The organism is Streptomyces coeruleoprunus, from assembly GCF_039542925.1.
In the GTDB taxonomy this organism is placed as follows: Bacteria; Actinomycetota; Actinomycetes; order Streptomycetales; family Streptomycetaceae; genus Streptomyces; species Streptomyces coeruleoprunus.
In genome coordinates this window covers 1,072,850-1,091,456 of record NZ_BAABIT010000001.1, presented here as the reverse complement: position 1 = coordinate 1,091,456, position 18,607 = coordinate 1,072,850, and the positions used below count along the sequence as shown (strand labels likewise).

General features: G+C 72.9%; 16 protein-coding genes. 7 read left to right on the top strand and 9 right to left on the bottom strand.

The window, feature by feature from the left end; genetic code table 11:
• Positions 1-16: 16 nt before the first annotated feature.
• Positions 17-1,678, top strand: a complete 1,662-nt coding sequence (locus tag ABEB09_RS05015) for a CocE/NonD family hydrolase (protein ID WP_345687490.1) — start codon at positions 17-19, stop codon at positions 1,676-1,678.
• A 21-nt stretch (positions 1,679-1,699) separates the two neighbouring features.
• On the opposite strand, the gene ABEB09_RS05010 is transcribed toward ABEB09_RS05015, so the two are convergent.
• The 9 genes from ABEB09_RS05010 to rhaI form a co-directional block, all read right to left on the bottom strand.
• Positions 1,700-2,194, bottom strand: a complete 495-nt coding sequence (locus ABEB09_RS05010; RefSeq protein WP_345687488.1) for a luciferase domain-containing protein — start codon at positions 2,192-2,194, stop codon at positions 1,700-1,702.
• A gap of 156 nt (positions 2,195-2,350) precedes the next feature.
• Positions 2,351-2,875: an NUDIX hydrolase gene (locus tag ABEB09_RS05005; protein WP_345687486.1), complete on the bottom strand. Its 525-nt coding sequence runs from the start codon at positions 2,873-2,875 to the stop codon at positions 2,351-2,353.
• A 7-nt stretch (positions 2,876-2,882) separates the two neighbouring features.
• The gene (locus ABEB09_RS05000; protein ID WP_345687484.1) at positions 2,883-3,509 is read right to left on the bottom strand and encodes a DUF4291 domain-containing protein; all 627 of its coding nucleotides are present in this window, start codon (positions 3,507-3,509) and stop codon (positions 2,883-2,885) included.
• Between the two features lie 304 nt (positions 3,510-3,813).
• A complete protein-coding gene (locus ABEB09_RS04995) occupies positions 3,814-4,491 on the bottom strand; it encodes a LutC/YkgG family protein (RefSeq protein ID WP_345687482.1) in 678 nt (225 codons plus the stop codon).
• Positions 4,492-4,496: 5 nt separating this feature from the next.
• Positions 4,497-5,966: a LutB/LldF family L-lactate oxidation iron-sulfur protein gene (locus ABEB09_RS04990; protein ID WP_345687480.1), complete on the bottom strand. Its 1,470-nt coding sequence runs from the start codon at positions 5,964-5,966 to the stop codon at positions 4,497-4,499.
• Positions 5,963-6,718 (bottom strand): (Fe-S)-binding protein, encoded by a 756-nt coding sequence (locus tag ABEB09_RS04985; protein ID WP_345687478.1) that lies wholly within the window; start codon positions 6,716-6,718, stop codon positions 5,963-5,965. Before ABEB09_RS04985 ends, ABEB09_RS04990 begins: the two co-directional genes overlap by 4 nt.
• Positions 6,709-8,232: a rhamnulokinase gene (locus ABEB09_RS04980; RefSeq protein ID WP_345687476.1), complete on the bottom strand. Its 1,524-nt coding sequence runs from the start codon at positions 8,230-8,232 to the stop codon at positions 6,709-6,711. The genes ABEB09_RS04985 and ABEB09_RS04980 overlap by 10 nt, the downstream gene beginning before the upstream one ends.
• 176 nt (positions 8,233-8,408) lie before the next feature.
• Positions 8,409-10,448 carry a bifunctional aldolase/short-chain dehydrogenase gene (locus tag ABEB09_RS04975; protein ID WP_345687474.1) on the bottom strand — a complete coding sequence of 680 codons (2,040 nt, stop codon included), beginning with the start codon at positions 10,446-10,448 and terminating at the stop codon, positions 8,409-8,411.
• A gap of 5 nt (positions 10,449-10,453) precedes the next feature.
• Entirely contained in the window at positions 10,454-11,623 is a 1,170-nt protein-coding gene (gene rhaI / locus ABEB09_RS04970) for an L-rhamnose isomerase (RefSeq protein WP_345687472.1), read from the bottom strand.
• A gap of 252 nt (positions 11,624-11,875) precedes the next feature.
• Here rhaI and ABEB09_RS04965 point away from each other — a divergent pair, with 252 nt between their 5' ends.
• The 6 genes from ABEB09_RS04965 (at position 11,876) to ABEB09_RS04940 (ending at position 18,364) form a co-directional block, all read left to right on the top strand.
• Positions 11,876-13,402 (top strand): sugar ABC transporter ATP-binding protein, encoded by a 1,527-nt coding sequence (locus ABEB09_RS04965; RefSeq protein WP_345687470.1) that lies wholly within the window; start codon positions 11,876-11,878, stop codon positions 13,400-13,402.
• Complete coding sequence (locus ABEB09_RS04960; RefSeq protein WP_345687468.1) at positions 13,399-14,439, top strand: ABC transporter permease; 1,041 nt, start codon at positions 13,399-13,401, stop codon at positions 14,437-14,439. The genes ABEB09_RS04965 and ABEB09_RS04960 overlap by 4 nt, the downstream gene beginning before the upstream one ends.
• Positions 14,436-15,425 (top strand): ABC transporter permease, encoded by a 990-nt coding sequence (locus tag ABEB09_RS04955; RefSeq protein ID WP_345687466.1) that lies wholly within the window; start codon positions 14,436-14,438, stop codon positions 15,423-15,425. The genes ABEB09_RS04960 and ABEB09_RS04955 overlap by 4 nt, the downstream gene beginning before the upstream one ends.
• Positions 15,426-15,508: 83 nt before the next feature.
• The gene (gene rhaS / locus ABEB09_RS04950) at positions 15,509-16,594 is read left to right on the top strand and encodes a rhamnose ABC transporter substrate-binding protein (protein WP_345687464.1); all 1,086 of its coding nucleotides are present in this window, start codon (positions 15,509-15,511) and stop codon (positions 16,592-16,594) included.
• A 14-nt stretch (positions 16,595-16,608) separates the two neighbouring features.
• Complete coding sequence (locus ABEB09_RS04945) at positions 16,609-16,929, top strand: L-rhamnose mutarotase (protein ID WP_345687462.1); 321 nt, start codon at positions 16,609-16,611, stop codon at positions 16,927-16,929.
• A gap of 10 nt (positions 16,930-16,939) precedes the next feature.
• Complete coding sequence (locus ABEB09_RS04940) at positions 16,940-18,364, top strand: BNR repeat-containing protein (RefSeq protein WP_345687460.1); 1,425 nt, start codon at positions 16,940-16,942, stop codon at positions 18,362-18,364.
• Positions 18,365-18,607: the final 243 nt, after the last annotated feature.

Genomic DNA, 18,607 nt, shown 5'->3' with positions numbered 1-18,607 from the left:
CCATGAAGGGGGAACGATGAGGTCACGCAAGCCGCCGCTGTCCTCGCGGCTGATGAGGGCGACCTGGCGCCGGCTGCCGGCCGCCCGGTACGAAGCCGGATGGGAGCCGGGACTCGCGGTCCCCGCCGCCGACGGCACTCCGCTGGTCACCGACCACTACTTCCCGCGCGCGCAGGGGAACTTCCCGACGCTCCTCGTCCGTTCGCCCTACGGCCGGCGCCTGCCCTGGTCACCGATGTACGGCATGCTCTTCGCCGAGCAGGGCTTCCACGTCGTCCTGCAGAGCTGCCGGGGCACCGGCGGCTCGGGCGGCCGCTTCGACCTGTGGCACAACGAGGCGGCCGACGGCCGGGCGACGGTCGCCTGGCTGCGCGAACAGCCCTGGTTCGACGGCACCCTGGGCACGGTCGGGCCCAGCTACCTGGGCTATGTGCAGTGGGCGCTCGCCCTCGACCCGCCGCCCGAGCTGAAGGCCATGGTCGTCCAGGTCGGGCTGCACGACCCGCACGCCCTGTTCCACACGGACGGCGCGCTGCGCCTGGAGAACGCCCTCGCGGTCGGCGTCGGCATGGAGTACCAGCACCGGGGCACGGCGGCGTTCGCGGGGGCGACGCTCAGGCTCCAGCGCCGGCTGCGCGACATCACCACCGCCCGGCCGCTGCGCGGGGCGTACGTGGCCGCTCTGGGGCGCGAACTCCCCTGGCTGGACGGGGCGATGGCGCACCCCGACCCCGAGGACCCGCACTGGCGCGGCGCGTCCCCGGGCGAGGCGGCGGAGCGGCTGGCCGTCCCCACCTGCCTCATCACCGGGTGGCACGACGGACTGGTCGACCAGACCTTCGAGCAGTACGGGCGGCTGCGCCGCGCCGGATGCCCCAGCGCCCTGCTCGTCGGCCCCTGGACGCACACCTCCGCGCTCCAGCGGGGCTGGCCCGAGGTGTTCGCGGAGAGCCTCGCCTGGCTGCGCGCCCACCTGTGCGACGACCCCTCCGGCCTGCGGCCCACCGCGGTACGCGTCCACGTCGGCGGCGAGGACGCGTGGCGCGACATGGAGGACTGGCCGCCCGCCGCCTCCGGTACGCCGTGGTTCGCCGCAGCCGGCGGGCACCTCACCGCCCGTACGCCCGCCGACTCCGCACCGCTGACCTCGTTCCGCTACGACCCGGCCGACCCCACGCCGTCCGTCGGCGGGCCGCTGATCTCCCCCAAGGCCGGGCCGCGCGACAACACCGCCCTGGAGGCCCGCGCGGACGTCCTCACCTTCACCGGCCCCCCGCTGACCGAGCCCCTCGACGTCATCGGCCCGGTCTCGGCGCGGCTGACCCTCTCCACCGACACCGGGTACGCCGACGTGTTCGCCCGCCTCTGCGACGTGGACCCGCACGGCCGTTCCGTCAACGTCTGCGACGGCCTGGCCGGATTGCGTACGGGGCGGCAGGCGCCCTCGGAGGTCACCGTACCGATGAGCGCCACCGCCCACCGCTTCGCCGCCGGGCACCGGATCCGCTGGCAGGTCAGCGGAGGCGCCCACCCGCGCTACGCCCGCAGCCCCGGCAACGGGCAGTCGCCCCTCGACGCGACCGAGTTCACCCCGGTCCGCGTCACGCTCCACTCCGGCTCGGCCCTGATACTGCCCCGCGGTGCGGGGGCCTCGCGCGGTGGAGAGGGGCGCGTCTGACGGTGCCGCGGGCGGGGGCCGTCACGGCCGGACGTGGCGCGAGCAGGGGGTGGGGGTGGGCCCGAGGCCGGCCGACGGGTCCGTCGATGGGCCGGTGGGCCGGCCGGCCCGGCCGGTCCGCTCGGCCCGGCCTGACCGGTCGGACCGGGCCTCCGCCCCGACCGCGGCCCCGGGACCGGCTCCGGGCGTGGAGACGGCACCGGCCACGCCGTCGCTCGCGGTCAGGGCCGCGCTGACGAGGGTGGCCAGCAGATCGATGTCGGAACCGGTCTCCAGCCGTACGGTGACCCATCCCGAGGCCGGCGAGAACCGGAGGGCCGTGGACCTCCGGAGCGCCGGGCCCAGTCTGTCGATCATGCCGCGCGTCAGATGCACATCGGCTTTGTCGTCGCCGTGGAAGTGGACGATCTCCGCGCCGCCGGAGTACAGGCAGTACGACGTTCCGCAGCAGGCGCGACCGCGGGAGAGCGCCGGCCAGCAGGCCAGGCGGTCCCGCGCGTCCCGGGCCAGGTTCATGTGCCCACCCTGCACCAAACCGGCCTGTCCGCACAGGGGCGGTGCACGAGGATGCGCCACCGGACGGGCGCACGGCACACACCGCGCGCCTCCGCGCGCGGCCCCGCCGACGCGGCGCCGCGTGCCCCGGGGGGCCCGGCCCGGCGCGCCGGGGTGTCAGAGGGCCGCCTCGGCGAACAACCGCCGGTAGAAGGGCCCGAGACCTTCGGGGACCGTGAGAGAGGCCAGGGCCTCCGCCGGGGCCAGGAGGCGGCGGTGGCTCATCTCGAAGCGGGGCCGCCACGGACCCGGGCGCACCTCCGCCCGCCACATGGACCGGACCAGCACCAGGCCCTCCTGGGGGCCGCGTACGCACACGCCGTGGCTGAAGCCGAGGAGCCGGCGGTCCGTCACCTCGGCGCAGGCCTCCTCACGGACCTCGCGGCGCAGGGTGTCGGCCCACCCCTCGCCGGGCTCCGGGCGACCGGCCGGAAGGCCCCACCGCCTGCCGTCGCGGCTGACGACGACCACCCGGCCGTCCGCCACGCACACCGCCTCCGCGCCGTGCGGGGCGCCCGGGGGCGGGGCGGGCGGCGGGCACCAGGCGACCCGCCACGCCTGGCCGTTGATGGAGGCCGGAAGGCCGATCCCGTCCGCGGCGATCCGGTCGGCGGAGTTCCCGTCCGCGGCGATCCCGTCCACCGCGGCTTCAGGCCCCGGTCGTGGTCGTCGTCGGGGTGGGGCCGGCGACGAGGTCGGCGGGGAGCGGATATACGCGTTCCTGCGGGAGCAGCCCCTGGGCCGCCGTCAGGTCGCCCGTCCTGACCAGGGAGTGGATCTCGTGGGCCAGGGGCGTCACGTCCCGGATGTCCGTGATCCAGTCGTCGACGTACCGGTCGACGGCCGTCCCCGACAGGCCGATCTGGATCGCGCGGTGGGGGAGCGGGTTCAGTCGCAGGTCCCGTTCGGGGTCCCACTGGACGCGGACCGGGCTCGACTTCAGTGCGCGGCGCCACTCGGCCTCGCTCCCGAAGCGGCTCCGGTCGTAGTGGCTGGGGCAGGCGTGCTCCAGCGCCCAGGTGAAGCCCTCGCGGGTGATGTCGATCGCGAGCACGCGTTCCTGATCGGCCTTCGTGGCCCAGCCGCAGCGGTACATCATCCACAGGAAGGAGGGCTTGATCCAGGTCATGCGCTCCCGCCTGAACGGGTCGACGAACGTCCCCGCCCGCAAAGCCGGCTCGGCGATCCGTGACGCGTACGCCTGGTACACGGTGATGGTCCCGTCGGTGAAGACGGCCCGCACCTGCCGCCCGGTGCCCTCGGCTTCGCTCAGCATGCCGCCGAGCCTACGGCGTCCCCGGACGCAGCGAAGCCCCGGGACCCGTCACTGTCCCGGGACTTGCCGAGCGACCTACGAAGCGGGCTCCCTGCGCCGGTATTGTCCGGATCAGGTAGTGGGGGTCGCCTTCCGGTCTTCCGACCTTCAGGCCTCTCAGCCCGACCGTCGACGTCGGCCCCGGCGGAAGCCGAAGCTTCCTGCCAAAGTCGGCTACTCCGGTCGAACTCCCTCGCTCGCCCCGTAGGCCTATAAATAGGATAACCCCGGGCATAGGGGATGAATCCTCGGGTTTCATGATTTTCTAGGGATTCTCGTCGGTCGCGCCAGCCGGGTCCGCCTCCACCAGCACCACCTCCAGCGTGCGCGGTCCGTGCACCCCCTCCACCCGGTCCAGCTCGATGTCGCTCGTCGCGGACGGCCCCGAGATCCAGGTCAGCGGGCGCGTCGGGTCCAGCCGTTCCAGCGCCAGGGGTACCGAGTCCACGACCTGCTCCGGGACCCGGACCACGCAGATGTGGTGGTCCGGAACGAGGGTGATCCGGCGCCTGCCCTGGCCGGGGCCGCCGTCCAGGACGAGCGTGCCCGTCTCCGCGATCGCCACGGCACAGCCCGTGACCACGCTGTCCACCGCGTCCAGCTCGTGCGGCGTGCTCGCGGCCAAGTCGTCCACCCGGGTCGCGTGGCAGGCGGCCGTCCACGGGGCGGGCAGCCCGGGCGGTACCAGGACCGAGCGGGAGCCGTGGCGTTCCAGGAGCCGGGCGATCAGGTCCGGCAGCCCGCTCGCGCGGGTCCGGTGCACGACCGCCCGGTAGTCGGCGAGGTTCTCCGCCAGGAGGGCGGTCGTCTCCTCGACGGTGCGCTCGCCGTGCGCCCGCAGATAGCCGCGCTCGACCCGGTGGTCCCGGGGCCGCTCCTCGCGGGGCACGTCCGCCAGGGCCCGGCGCACCCGCGCCAGGACCCGTTCCCTGCTGCTGTTCACCGGTGTCACCGGTCACCTCCGCGTGTGCGCTGCCACCAGTCCCGGAACGACTCCTCGGGCACCTCGGGAAGGGTGCGCGTGTCCGTCCACGCCCGCCCCGGGCCCGGCAGCCGTTTCGGGTGCAGGCGGCGGGTGCGGGACGCCAGGCGCTGGCCGGCCCGCAGGGCGCCCGGATGGTCCAGGGCCCAGCGGGCCGCGCGCATGGCGGCGCGCTCCGCCGCGTGGCCCTTCGCGGGCCGGAGCGTGACCTTCACGCCGTTCCGGGTCACCTCGCCGCCCTGCACGACCCGCTCCCGCAGGTGCACCAGCACCTCGGGGATGTCGATGGCCACCGGGCACACCTCGTAGCACGCCCCGCACAGGGACGAGGCGTACGGGAGGGAGGCGTCGATCTCGCTCGCCGTGCCGCGCAGCTGCGGGCTGAGGATCGCGCCGATCGGGCCGGGGTAGACGGAGCCGTACGCGTGGCCGCCGGCCCGCTCGTACACCGGACACACGTTCAGGCACGCCGAGCAGCGGATGCAGCGCAGGGCCTGGCGCCCCACCTCGTCGGCGAGGGTGTCGGTGCGGCCGTTGTCCAGCAGGACCAGGTGGAAGTTCTGCGGCCCGTCGGAGTCCGTCGTGCCCGTCCACGTCGAGGTGTACGGGTTCATCCGCTCGGCCGTGGAGGAGCGGGGGAGGAGCTGGAGGAAGACCTCCAGGTCCTGCCAGGTCGGTACGACCTTCTCGATGCCGACCACCGAGATCAGCGTCTCCGGCAGGGTCAGGCACATCCGGCCGTTCCCCTCGGACTCGACCACGACGAGCGTGCCGGTCTCCGCCACCATGAAGTTGGCGCCCGAGATGCCGACCTTGGCGCGCAGGAACTTCTCCCGCAGGTGCAGCCGTGCCGCCTCCGCCAGCTCCGCCGGGCTGTCCGACAGGCCCTCCGGGGCCGGCCGGCCCCAACGGCCCATCTCCTGGTCGAAGATGTCGCGGATCTCCGCCCGGTTGCGGTGGATCGCCGGGACCAGGATGTGCGAGGGCCGGTCTTCGCCGAGCTGCACGATCAGCTCGGCCAGGTCCGTCTCGTACGCGCGGATGCCCTCGGCCTCCAGCGCCTCGTTCAGCCCGATCTCCTGCGTGGCCATCGACTTGACCTTGACGACCTCGCTCTCACCGGTCGCCTTGACCAGGTAGGTGACGATGGCGTTGGCCTCGGCCGCGTCGGCGGCCCAGTGGACGGTGCCGCCCGCCGCAGTGACCGCCTCCTCCAAGCGCACGAGGTAGTGGTCGAGGTGACGCAGCGTCCGGTCCTTGATCGCCTTGCCGGCCGCGCGCAGCTCCTGCCAGTCGGCCAGCTCCGCGACCGCCCTCGCCCGTTTGTCGCGGATGGTGTGCGTGGCGTGCCGCAGATTGCCGCGCAACGTGGTGTCGCGCACGGCGTCGCGCGCCGCCCGGGGGAAGGCAGGCATACCGAGGTACGTACCGCTCATGCGTAGGGCTCCTCCTCGGTCGCCGCCAGGATCTCCGCCAGGTGCACGGGGCGTACCGCCGCGCCGCGCCGGGCGAGCGTTCCGCCGATGTGCATCAGACAGGAGTTGTCCACCGTGCACACCGCCTCCGCGCCCGTGCTCTCGATGCCGCGCGCCTTGTCCGCCCCCATCGCGGCGGACACGGCCGCGTTCTTCACGGCGAACGTGCCGCCGAAGCCGCAGCACTCCTCGGCGCCCGGGAGCTCGCGCAGCTCCAGGCCCTTGACGTGCTCCAGCAGCCGGCGGGGCCGGTCCCGCAGCCCGAGCACGCGCAGCCCGTGGCAGGTGGGGTGGTAGGTCACGGTGTACGGGAAGTAGGCGCCGACGTCCGTCACGCCGAGCACGTCGACCAGGAACTCGGTCAGCTCGTACGTTTTCGGCACCGCCCGCGCCGCCGCCTCCGCCAGCTCCGGACCCCGGCCCTCGGCGGCCGCCTTGGCGCCGATCCGCGGGTAGTTGTCGCGGACCATCGCCGCGCACGAGCCGGACGGCGTGACGACGTAGTCGTACTCCGCGAAGGCACGGTCGAAGCGGCGCACCAGCGGCTCCGTCTCGTGCCGGTAGCCGGTGTTGAACTGCGGCTGGCCGCAACAGCTCTGCGCCGCGGGGAAGTCGACCCTCACCCCCAGCCGCTCCAGCAGCCGCACCGTGGCCCGCCCCGTGCGGGGATAGAGCGTGTCGTTGACGCAGGTGACGAAGAGCGCTACGCGCACGTGCCGTCCCTCCTCTCCTCCCGGGCCGTCCGGGCCCGGCCGGTGATCCGGTCCGCGGCCTCGTCCCAGGCCGCTCGGTCACCCGCCGGATCGTAGTACCGCAGTGGCTGGGTGGCGCGCAGCAGCGCCCGCAGCCGGGGCAGCCCCCCGTCGACGACCCCGGCGGCCCGCGCCTGGACCAGGGCGTTGCCGAGCGCCGCCGCCTCCGCGGGACCCGCCACGACGGGCAGCCCCGTCGCGTCGGCGGTCAGTTGGCACAGCAGCGCGTTGTGGGCGCCGCCGCCGACGATGTGGACGGTGCCCGCCGTGCGGCCCGACAGGGCCTGGGCGTCCTCGACCGCCCGGCGGTGCGCGAGGGCCAGGGAGTCCAGGACGCAGCGGGTGAACTCGACGGGCGTGCGCGGCTCGGGCAGGCCCGCGCGGGCGCAGGCCTCCGCGATCCGGCGCGGCATGCCTCCGGGCACCAGGAACGCGGGGTCGCCCGCGTCCACGACCGACCGCAGCGGTGCCGCGTCGGCCGCCCCGGCCAGGAGTGCGGCGAGGTCCTGGGGCTCGCCCCCGGCCTCCCAGGCGCGCAGGCACTCCTGGAGCAGCCACAGTCCCATGATGTTGCGCAGGTAGCGGACGGTGCCGTCCACGCCCAGCTCATTGGTGAAGTTCGCCGCGCGGGACTCCTCGGTGAGGACCGGCCGGTCCAGCTCCAGGCCCGCGAGGGACCAGGTGCCCGTGGCGATGTACGCGAAGTCGTCGCCAGTGGCGGGGACGCCCACCACGGCGGAGGCCGTGTCGTGGGAGCCGACCACCGTCATCGGGACCGGTCCTGCGAGCCCCGTCTCGGCCAACACCTCGGGCAGCAGCGTCCCGGCGGGGTCGCCCGGGCTGCGCAGCGGCGGGAACAGGCCCAGGTCGATGCCGAGCCGGGCGGCGACGACCGGCGACCAGGTGCGGGTGCGGGGGTCGACGAGCTGGGTGGTCGAGGCGTTGGTGATCTCGGTGCCGGCCTCGCCCGTGAGCCAGTACGCGATGAGGTCCGGGATCATCAGGAGGCGCCGGGCAGCCGCCAGTTGGGGCGTCCCCCGCGCCGCGACCAGCTGGTAGACCGTGTTGAACGGCAGGTGCTGGAGGCCGGTCGCCGCGTACAGCTCCCGCGGGGGGAGCAGGGCCGCGACCTTTTCGGCCGCGCCGTCGGTGCGGGTGTCGCGGTAGTGCACCGGGTTGCCCAGGAGGGCGCCGCTCTCGTCCAGCAGCCCGTAGTCCACGGCCCAGCTGTCGATGCCGACGCCGGCGAGCCGGCCGCCCGCGGCCGCGCCCGCCGCCCGCAGGCCGTCCAGAACGCCCCGGTACAGCGCCAGGACGTCCCAGTGCAGGGTGCGGCCGACCCGTACGGGGCGGTTGGGGAAGCGGTGGACCTCTCGCAGGTCCAGCGTCTCCGGGCCGACCCGGGCGAGCATGACGCGGCCGCTGGATGCGCCGAGGTCGACGGCGGCGAAGGGCTGGGGGGTAGTCGGTTGCATCGGGTCCTCGGGGTCGAGTGGTGCGGGCGCCGGAAGGGCCCTCGGGCCGGGGGCCGTCCCTGGTTGTGCCCGCCCTCCCCCGAGCTCTCGGCTTCGCTCGAGCAGGGGGGCCTCCATCGCCCCGGCGGAACGACTGCCCACAGCCGGGGACGGCGGCACCAGGGACGGCGGGCGGGTCAGCGCAGGAAGGCCGCTGCCACCCCGGCGTCCACCGGGATGTGCAGGCCCGTCGTGTGGGTGAGGTCGCCGCCCGTGAGGGCGAACACCGCGTTCGCCACGTGCTCCGGCAGCACCTCCCGCTTCAGCAGGGTCCGCTGCGCGTAGAACTCGCCCAGCTTCTCCTCCTCGACGCCGTACACCGCGGCCCGCTGGGCGCCCCAGCCGCCGGCGAAGATGCCGGAGCCGCGCACCACCCCGTCCGGGTTGACGCCGTTGACGCGGATGCCGTGCTCGCCCAGTTCGGCGGCGAGCAGCCGCACCTGGTGGGCCTGGTCGGCCTTGGTGGCGCCGTAGGCGACGTTGTTGGGGCCGGCGAAGACGCCGTTCTTGGAGGCGATGTAGACGATGTCGCCGCCCAGCTCCTGGGCGATCATCAGCCGGGCGGCCTCCCGCGACACCAGGAACGAGCCGCGCGCCATGATGTCGTGCTGGAGGTCCCAGTCCCGCGCGGAGGTCTCCAGGAGCGGCTTGGAGATGGAGATGCCGGCGTTGTTGACGACCAGGTCGACGCCGCCGAAGGCGAGCAGCGCCTCGCGGAAGGCCGCCGCGATCTGCTCCTCGCCGGTGACGTCCACGGTCACGGCCACGGCCCTGTCGGGTCCGCCCAGCTCCTCGGCGACGGCCGCCGCGTTCCGCGCGTTCAGGTCGGCGACGACCACGCAGGCGCCCTCGGCGGCGAGCCGGTGCGCGATGGCGCGGCCGATGCCGGAACCGGCGCCGGTGACGAGCGCGATCCGGGTCGCCAGCGGCTTCGGCGCCGGCATGCGCCGCAGCTTGGCCTCCTCCAGCTCCCAGTACTCGATGCGGAACTTCTCGCGCTCCTCGATGGGCGCGTACGTGGACACGGCCTCGGCGCCGCGCATCACGTTGATCGCGTTGAGGTAGAACTCGCCGGCGACCCGGGCGGTCTGCTTGTCCTTGCCGAAGGAGAACATGCCGACGCCGGGGACCAGCACGATCGCCGGGTCGGCGCCGCGCATGGCGGGCGAGCCGGGCTCCGCGTGCCGCTCGTAGTACGCCCGGTACTCCTCGCGGTAGGCCGCGGCCAGCTCCTCGAGGCGGGCCACCGCCTCCTCCAGGGGCGCGGACGGCGGCAGGTCCAGGACGAGCGGCCGGACCTTGGTGCGCAGGAAGTGGTCGGGGCAGGAGGTGCCGAGGGCGGCGAGGCGGGGGTGCTCGGCGCGGGAGACGAAGTCGAGGACGGCGTCGGAGTCGTCGAAGTGCCCGACCTGCGCCCGGTCGCGGGAGGCGAGGGCCCGGACGTACGGGGCGAGGGCCGCGGCCCGCTCCCGGCGCGCGGCCGGGTCCAGCGGCTCGTACCCCTCCAGCACCGGGCCGAACGGCTCGGGGCGGCCCCGCTGGGCGAGGAAGGTCTCGGCGGTCCGGATGATGTAGAGGGAGTTCGCCTCGCACTCCTCGCCGGTGTCGCCCCAGGCGGTGATGCCGTGGCCGCCCAGGACGCAGCCGACCGCCTGCGGGTTGGCCTCCTTGACGGCGGCGATGTCCAGGCCGAGCTGGAAGCCGGGCCGCCGCCAGGGCACCCACACCACCTTGTCGCCGAAGCACTCGTGGGTCAGCTTCTCGCCGTCGGCGGCGCAGGCCAGGGCGATGCCGGAGTCGGGGTGCAGGTGGTCGACGTGGAGCGCGTCGACGAGGCCGTGCATCGCCGTGTCGATCGACGGGGCGGCGCCGCCCCGCCCGTGCAGGCAGTAGTCGAACGCGGCGACCATCTCGTCCTCGCGCTCCACGCCCGGGTACACCCCGGCGAGCGCCCGCAGCCGGTCCAGCCGGAGCACGGCCAGCCCCGACTCCGTCAGGGTCCCGAGGTCGCCGCCGGAGCCCTTGACCCACATCAGCTCGACGTCGCCGCCGGTCACGGGGTCGGTCGTGGTGCCCTTGGCGGAGGCGTTGCCGCCGGCGTAGTTCGTGTTGCGGGGGTCCGAGCCGAGCCGGTGCGAGCGCTCCAGCAGGTCGTCGACCGCGGTGTGCCGTTCCATGGAGTTCACGCTCCCCATCCCGCCTGGGTCCCGCCCACGCGCTCCTCGACGATCTTCTGTGCATGGCCCGAGCGGTGGTACGCCGCGATCGGGTCGGGGTCGATGCCCAGCTCCTCGCGCACCTCGGCGAGCAGCGGACGGACGTCGGTGTCGTACGCGTCCATCAGGACGGCGTTGGCGGCGAGGACGTCGCCCTCGGCCTGGGCGGCGGACAGCGCCTCGCGGTCCACCAGCAGCGCCTTGGCGGTGGCCTCCTGGACGTTCATCACCGACCGGATGATCGCCGGGATCTTCGCCTCGATGTTGTGGCACTGGTCGAGCATGAAGGCCACGTCGCCGGTGAGCCCGCCGCCCCGGACCACCTCGTACATGATCCGGAAGAGCTGGAACGGGTCGGCCGCGCCGACCATCAGGTCGTCGTCGGCGTAGAAGCGCGAGTTGAAGTCGAAGCCGCCGAGCCGGTTCTCGCGCAGCAGCAGCGCCACGATGAACTCGATGTTGGTGCCGGGCGCGTGGTGCCCGGTGTCCACGACGACCTGCGCCTTCTCGCCGAGCTTCAGGCAGTGCGCGTAGGCGGTGCCCCAGTCCGGCACGTCGGTCGTGTAGAAGGCCGGCTCGAAGAACTTGTACTCCAGCAGCATCCGCTGGTGCTCGCCCAGCCGCTCGTGGACGGCGGCCAGCGCCTCGGCGAGGCGGTCCTGGCGGGCGCGGATGTCGTCCTGGCCCGGGTAGTTCGTGCCGTCCGAGAACCACAGCTTCAGGTCGCGCGAGCCGGTGGCGTCCATGATGTCGACGCACTCCAGCAGATGGGCCAGCGCCTTGCGGCGGACCCGCGGGTCCGGGTGGCAGACGCTGCCCAGCTTGTAGTCGTCGTCCTGGAAGACATTGGAGTTGATCGCCCCGAGCCGCAGGCCGCGCTCCCGTGCGTACGAGGCGAGGGCGGCGTAGTCGTCGACCCTGTCCCACGGGATGTGCAGGGCGACGGTCGGGGCGACCCCGGTGTGCTCGTGCACCCGTGCGGCGTCGTCGAGCTTCTCCTGCGGGGTGCGGGGGACTCCCGCCTGCGCGAACACCTTGAAACGGGTGCCGGAGTTCCCGTAGGCCCAGGACGGGGTCTCGACGGCCTGGGATTTCAGGGCTGCCTTCACGGCTGGGACATCGGCTCGGCTCGTCATCGTCAGCGCTCCTGAGTGCCGTGCGGGTGGTTTATGAATCGTTTCATCGCGGCGAAGCTATGGGTGCCCGCAGGTCATGTCAAGAGGGTCCCGGCCCGTTGACCCCGGTTCACATCACGAAACGACCAAGCATCGAAAGTTTCAGCGGGCAACCCATTGACGTCGCCGCCGGAGCGCGTCTAGCTTCCGGGAAACCTCGTTGAAACCTTTCACGGCGTGGGAGGCACCGCCACCGCCGCTGAGGAGCCCCTCATGAAACAGCCCGATGCGGGCCCGCCCCCCGTCCTGGCCCTGAAGGACGTCTCCAAGTCCTTCGGCGCCGTACGGGCCTTGCAGGACGTGTCCCTGCAGCTGTACCCCGGCGAGGCGCACGCGCTCGCCGGTGAGAACGGCGCCGGCAAGTCCACGCTCATCAAGACCCTCGCCGGAGTGCACCGGCCCGACACCGGCCAGGTCCTCCTCGACGGCGCCACCGTGGAGTTCCACGGCCCCGCCGACGCGCGCGACGCGGGCATCGCGGTGATCTACCAGGAACCGACGCTCTTCCCGGACCTGTCCATCGCCGAGAACATCTTCATGGGCCGCCAGCCCCGCCGATCGCTCGGCCGCATCGACCGCAGGGCCGTGCACGCCGCGACGGCCGCGCTCATGGCCCGCCTCGGCGTCGACCTCGACCCCGGCCGGCCCGCCCGCGGCCTGTCCATCGCCGACCAGCAGATCGTCGAGATCGCCAAGGCGCTCTCCTTCGACGCCCGCGTCCTGATCATGGACGAGCCGACCGCCGCCCTCACCGGCGGCGAGACCGCCCGCCTCTTCTCCGTCGTCGAGGCCCTGCGCGCCGAGGGCGCCGCCGTCCTCTTCATCTCCCACCGGCTCGAAGAGATCTTCCGGCTCTGCCAGCGCGTCACCACCCTGCGCGACGGCCGCTGGATCTCCTCCGAACCCCTCGACGGCCTCAGCGAGGACGACCTCGTCCGCCGGATGGTCGGCCGCGACCTCGACGAGCTGTACCCCAAGCAGCAGGCCCGCATCGGCGACACCGCCCTGTCCGTCCGCCGCCTCACCCGCGAGGGCGTCTTCCGGGACGTCTCCTTCGACGTACGGCGCGGCGAGATCGTCGCCCTCGCCGGCCTCGTCGGCGCCGGCCGCAGCGAGGTCGTCCAGGCCGTGTTCGGCGTCGACCGCTTCGACGCCGGCGAGGTCCACGTCGACGGCCGCGCACTGCCCGCCGGTTCGCCCACGGCCGCCATGGACGCCGGGATCGCCCTCGTCCCCGAGGACCGGCGGCAGCGCGGCCTCGTGATGGATATGTCCATCGAGCGCAACATCGGCCTCACCGGCCTCGGCCGGCTCGGCCGCGGCGGCCTCGTCCGCCGCTCCCTGGAACGGGGCAGGGCCGCCGACTGGGCCGTCCGGCTCCAGCTCAAGTACAACCGGCTCTCCGACAGCGTCGGCGTGCTGTCCGGCGGCAACCAGCAGAAGGTCGTCCTCGCCAAGTGGCTGGCCACCGAGCCGTCCGTGCTCATCGTCGACGAGCCCACCCGCGGCATCGACGTCGGCACCAAGGCCGAGGTGCACCGGCTGCTGTCGGGACTCGCCGCCGAAGGTCTCGCCGTGCTCATGGTCTCCTCCGACCTCCCCGAGGTCCTGGGCATGGCCGACCGGGTCCTCGTCATGCACGAGGGACGGCTCGTCGCCGAGATCCCGCGCGCCGAGGCCACCGAGGAGACGGTGATGGCCGCCGCGACCGGCCGTACAGCAGAGGAGAAGGCGGCATGACGACGGCCCTCGACAAGCCCCCCGCCCACGCCGCCCCGGCGCGCACGGGCGACGCCCGCACCCTGGTCGACGCCGTCTTCCGGGCCCGCGAGGCCGCCATCGGCGGAGCACTCGTCCTGCTCGTCCTCGGCACCTGGATCGCCAACCCGGCGTTCCTCGACAGCCAGGGCGTCAAGGACCTGCTCCTCAACGCGTCCATCCTGGTGCTCCTCGCCGTCGGCCAGTCCGTCGTCGTGGTCACCCGCAACATCGACCTGTCGGTCGGCTCGGTCGTCGGCCTCACCGCCTTCACCTGCGGCGACTTCGTCTCCGGCAGCAGCCACGGCCCGGTCGTCACCATGCTCCTCGGCATCGCCGTCGGCGCCCTGTGCGGCCTCGTCAGCGGAGCCCTGGTCAGCCTCGGCAAGGTCCCGGCGCTCGTCGTCACGCTCGGCATGCTGTACGTCCTCCAGGGCGTCGACTACGCGCTCGCCGAAGGCGGCCAGATCAACGCGGTCAACCTGCCCGAAGCGGTCCTGTCGCTCGGCAGCGGCAGCGTCCTCGGCATCCCCTACCTGCCGCTGATCGCCGCCCTCGTCCTCGCCGCCACCGCCTACTACCTGCGCACCTACCGCAGCGGACGCGAGCTGTACGCCATCGGCTCCAGCCCCGAGGCCGCCCGGCTCGCCGGCATCCCGATCCGCCGCCGCGTCCTCGCCGCGTACGTCTTCTCCGGCGCCGTGGCCGGCCTCGCGGGCGCCCTGTGGCTCGCCCGCTTCGGCACCGTCGTCGCCGGCGCGGCGACCGGCTGGGAGCTGACCGTCGTCAGCGCCGTCGTCGTGGGCGGCGTGGCCATCACCGGCGGCACCGGCTCCGTCTGGGGCGCGGCGCTCGGCGCCCTGCTCCTGACGACGATCTCCGGCGCCCTGGTCGTCCTCAAGGTCGACCCGTTCTGGGAGCAGGCCATCACCGGAGCCCTGCTGATCCTCGCGATCACCGCCGACCGCGTCGTGCAGGTCCGCACCACCAACGCCCTGAGGAAGAGGAGCAGGCGATGAGCCCCCTTGCCAAGCTGCTGCGCTGGGACAGCGTCGTCGGCGCCCTCCTGGTCGCCGTGTTCCTCGTCGGAACCGGAACCACCGACGGCTTCGCCGACACCGCGAACCTCTCCGCCGCCCTCAACGACATCGCCGAGGTCGCGCTGATCGCCCTCCCGATGACGCTGCTGGTCGTCGCCGGCCAGGTCGACCTGTCCGTCGCCTCGATGCTGGGCCTGTCCAGCGCCCTGGCCGGCTCCCTGTGGGACGCGGGCTGGGCGTTCGAACTGATCGTCCCCGTCTGCCTGCTGGTCGGCGCGCTCGGCGGACTCCTCAACGGCTGGCTGGTCACCCGCGTCGGGCTGCCCTCGCTGGCCGTCACCATCGGCACCCTGGCCCTCTTCCGCGGCCTGGCCTCCGTGGTCCTCGGCACCAAGGCGGTCGCCGACTTCCCCGAGTCGTACGCCCAGTGGGCCACGTACACGCAGACCGTGCCGGGCACGTTCATCCCGTATCCGGTCGCCCTGTTCGCCGTCCTCGCGGTGGTCGCCGCCGTCGTCCTGCACGGCGCGGGCTTCGGCCGGTCCCTGTTCGCCATCGGCGCGCAGGAGGACGCCGCCTACTTCGCCGGCATCCGCGTCAAGCGCATCAAGCTGGCCCTGTTCGTGGTCTCCGGAACCGTGGCGTCCTTCGCCGGCATCGTCTACACCCTCCGCTACGGCAGCGCCCGCGCCGACAACGGCTTCGGCCTCGAACTCGTCGTCATCGCCTCCGTCCTCCTCGGCGGCATCGACTTCGACGGCGGCAAGGGCACCCTCGGCGGCGCCGTCGCCGGAGTGCTCCTCGTCGGCCTGCTGCGCAATCTGCTCACCCTCAACGACGTCTCCAGCGAGATCCAGGTCGTCGTCACCGGGGTCCTCCTCATCGCCTCCGTCCTCACCCCACGGCTGGTCGCGGTCCTCACCGAACGCCGCCACCGCCGCGCCGCCACCGAACCCGTTCCCTGACCGGCGCCCCCGCGCCCCCACCCCCAACCCCTCCTCCTCGCCGGCCCGCCCCCGGCCCGGCGCACCCGAAAGGCTCTCCGCCGATGCACCTGCGCTCCCGCACCCGACGCTCCACCCTCGCCGCCGTATCCGCCGTCAGCGCCCTCGCCGTCACCCTCGCCGGCTGCTCCGGCACCACCAAGGACTCCGCCGCCAAGGACTCCACCGGCTCCGTCGCCAAGGCCTCCGCCAACCCGGACGCGGCCCTGAAGAAGGACCTGAAGCTCGCCTTCCTGCCCAAGCAGATCAACAACCCGTACGAGAAGATCGTCGACGAGGCCGGCATCGAGGCCGCCAAGGAGTTCGGCGGCACCGGCAAGGAGGTCGGCCCCTCCGACGCCAGCGCCTCCTCCCAGGTGTCCTACATCAACACGCTGATCCAGCAGCGCCAGGACGCCATCCTCATCGCCGCCAACGACCCCAACGCCGTCTGCACCCCGCTGAAGACCGCGATGAAGCAGGACATCAAGGTCGTCGCCTACGACTCCGACACGGCCAAGGACTGCCGCCAGCTCTTCATCAACCAGGCAAGCTCCGAGGAGATCGGCCGCAGCCAGGTCCGCAACATCGCCGAGCAGCTCGGCCACAAGGGCGAGATAGCCATCCTCTCCGCCACCCAGAACGCGACCAACCAGAACACCTGGATCGAGTTCATGAAGGACGAGCTGAAGAAGCCCGAGTACAAGGACATGAAGCTGGTCAAGGTCGCGTACGGGGACGACGACGACCAGAAGTCCTTCCAGGAGACCCAGGGCCTCCTCAAGGCGTACCCGAACCTGAAGGGCATCATCTCGCCCACCACCGTCGGCATCGCCGCGGCCGCCCGCTACATCAGCTCCTCCTCGTACAAGGGCAAGGTCGTCGTCAAGGGCCTCGGCACGCCCAACCAGATGCGCAAGTACGTCAAGGACGGCACCGTCGAGCAGTTCGCGCTGTGGAACCCCAAGGACCTCGGCTACCTCGGCGCCTACGCCGCCGCGGCCCTGGCCTCCGGGCAGATCACCGGCACCGAGGGCGAGAAGTTCAAGGCCGGCCGGCTCGGCGAGTACACGATCGGCAAGGACGGCGAGATCATCCTCGGCCCGCCGACCGTCTTCGACAAGAGCAACATCGACCAGTTCGACTTCTGAGAGGGGGCGGACACGTGCAGCGCGTCTGCTTCCTGCTGAAAGTCCGCCGGGACCGCCTCGACGAGTACCGCGAGCGGCACGCGGCCGTCTGGCCCGAGATGCTCGCGGCGCTCTCCGCCACCGGCTGGCACAACTACTCCCTCTTCCTCCGCGAGGACGGCCTGCTGGTCGGCTACCTGGAGACCGAGGACTTCGCCAGGGCCCGGGCCGCCATGGCGGCGACGGACGTCAACGCCCGCTGGCAGGCCGAGATGGCCGACTTCTTCGAAGCGCTCGACGGGACCCGCCCCGACGAGGCGATGAAACCCCTCACCGAAGTGTTCCACCTCGCCTAGGAGCCCGCCCATGAGACGACCCCTGGCCGCCGCGGCCACGGCCACCGCCCTCCTCGCCACCCTGGCCCTCACCGGCACCGCGAACGCCGCCGACCCGGCCCCCGCCGTCAGCCGGATCGGCGACACCCGGCTCGACTCCCAGGCCCTCTACTTCGTGTCGTACAACGGCCTGGTCAACAACAACTCCTTCCAGAAGAACGGCCTCCTCACCTACAAGGGCTACCAGTACGCCGCCTGGTACACCGCCGACCGCAGCGCCGTCGTCGCCCGCCGCCCCCTCGGCGCCACCACCTGGCAGACCGTCAAGCTCGCCCACACGCTGCGCTACGACGACTCCCACAACGTCATCTCCATGGGCGTCTCCCGCATCGACGGCCGCCTCCACCTGAACATGGACTCCCACAGCGACGCCTTCTTCTACGTGAAGTCGAACGCGGGACTCCTCGACAACCCCGGCGGCCGCGCCTGGACCGCGAGCGAGTTCGGCGCCGTCCAGACCACTCTCGACGGCCTCGCCCTCACCTCCCAGTTCACCTACCCCCAGTTCGTCGCCACCCCCGAGGGACGCCTCCAGCTCAGCTACCGCGTCGCCGTCTCCGGCAACGGCCGCAACGCCCTCGCCGAGTACGACGGCACCCGCTGGACCGCGCTCGGCGAGTGGACCGCCTCCACCGGCACGTACACCAGCGAGCACGGCTCCAGCACCGCCCGCAACATGTACCTGCACGGCATCGACTACAGCGCCGACGGCACCCTGCACGCCTTCTTCACCTGGCGCGAGCAGAACGGCGCCGTCATGTGCAACGGCGGCGGCATCACCAACCACGACACCGGCTACGTCCGTTCCACCGACCGCGGCCGCACCTGGCGCAACGCCGCCGGGACCGTCGTCGGCACGACCGGCGGCGCCGACCGGGTCTCCGTCAACGACACCGGCCTCGTCGTCGACCCCCTGAACCCCGACCACTCCCTGATGAACCAGGAGAGCCAGGCGACGGACTCCGCGAGCCGCCCGCACGCCCTGATCAGCTACGTACCGGGCCGCTTCGGGCAGTGCACCACGAACTACGTCGGCGACCGCACCGCCAACGGCCGCGTCTTCCACGTCCGCAAGGACCTCACCACCGGCGCCTGGCGCAAGACCGAGATCCCCGTCCCGCTCAACTCCAGCCAGCGCACCAAGCTGGTTCTCGACAAGTACGACAACGCCTACGCGATCATGCCGTACGGCCGGATCGCCGGCGCCTCCAAGGCGTCGAACTACACGGACTGGAAGGTGCTGTTCGACGGCAGCGGCCTCAACGCCTTCGGCGAGGTCGTCGTCGACGAGACCCGAGTCGCCCAGGACAACGTGCTGTCGATCATGTACCAGCAGAAGTCCAGCGGCACCACCCCCTCACCGATCCACGTCGTCGACTTCGCCCTGCCCCAGTGACGGCGGAGGGAGCCCCGCACACCCCCGACGGGGCTCCCTCCGGGGACCGTCCCCCGACGTGCTCGCCGACCCCCGGGCGTTCTCCCCGCAGCGATAGGAGACTTCCAGGAGGACGACCGACCCGATCATGACCAGGGGCGTGACCGGGCCGGACGGCACGGCGACCATCAACCGGAGGAAACCCCCGAGGCAGAGCCCGAGGCCGACGCCCCCGAGCAGCCATCCGGCCACCCGCCGGCCCCG